Genomic DNA, 773 nt, shown 5'->3' on the forward strand with positions numbered 1-773 from the left:
GGGCGTCACTGAGCGCGGTGACGAGCAAGTCCTCGAGCACCTCGCGCTCCTCGGGCTTCATCAGCGAGGGATCGATCCTGACGCCCTTCACGTCCATCTTCGCGGTCATGCGGACCGCGACCAGGCCGCCGCCGGAGATGCCCTCGACCTCGACATTGCCGAGCTCCTCCTGCATTGCCTGCATCTTGGATTGCAGCTGCGCCGCCTGCTTCATCATGCCGAGAAAATCAGCCATCGGTGCGTGTCCTTGGAAAGCCTGGCTCAGAGATCGTCGCTGTCGGAACCGTCGACCGGATCATCACTGCCATAATCCGAGTTAATATTGGATTCCGGCGCCTCGGGGGCAAGCCTGCGGACCTCGACGACCTTTGCACCGGGAAAACGCGACAGCACCTCCTGCACGCGCGGATCGGCCTCCGCGGTACGCGCATGCTCCTGCTTGGCGGCCTGGTTCACCGAACGCAGCGTCGGCTGGCCCGGCTCGTTGGAGACGATCACGGTCCAGCGGCGGCCGGTCCAGAACTCGAACTTGCGCGCGAGCTCGGTGATCGTGGTTTTGGAGGCGTTGGGCTCGAGCGCGACCTCCAGCCGGCCCTCCTCGAAACGGACGAGGCGCATGTCGCCTTCGAGCGCCGCCTTGGTCATGAGGTCGCGCTTCTGGCCGGCGAGCGCGACGAGCTGGGTGAAGCTCGTGATGCGCAGCGCCGGCGCGGCGCCTTGCGGATCGGGCGCGGGGGCGGCCATCTGCAGGCGGGCGCCACCGCCGAACGATG

Annotated in this window: 1 protein-coding gene and 1 pseudogene; both read right to left on the reverse strand. The window is 66.9% G+C overall.

Annotated elements, in window-relative coordinates:
* Positions 1-235, reverse strand: a 235-nt coding sequence (locus tag AYJ54_RS10130) for a YbaB/EbfC family nucleoid-associated protein (protein ID WP_245328969.1), incomplete at its 3' end; no start/stop codon positions are given.
* Between the two features lie 26 nt (positions 236-261).
* Positions 262-773, reverse strand: a pseudogene (locus tag AYJ54_RS52200) (DNA polymerase III subunit gamma/tau); the annotation flags it as partial.

Origin of the sequence: Bradyrhizobium centrolobii (assembly GCF_001641635.1) — a bacterium.
In the GTDB taxonomy this organism is placed as follows: domain Bacteria; phylum Pseudomonadota; class Alphaproteobacteria; order Rhizobiales; family Xanthobacteraceae; genus Bradyrhizobium; species Bradyrhizobium centrolobii.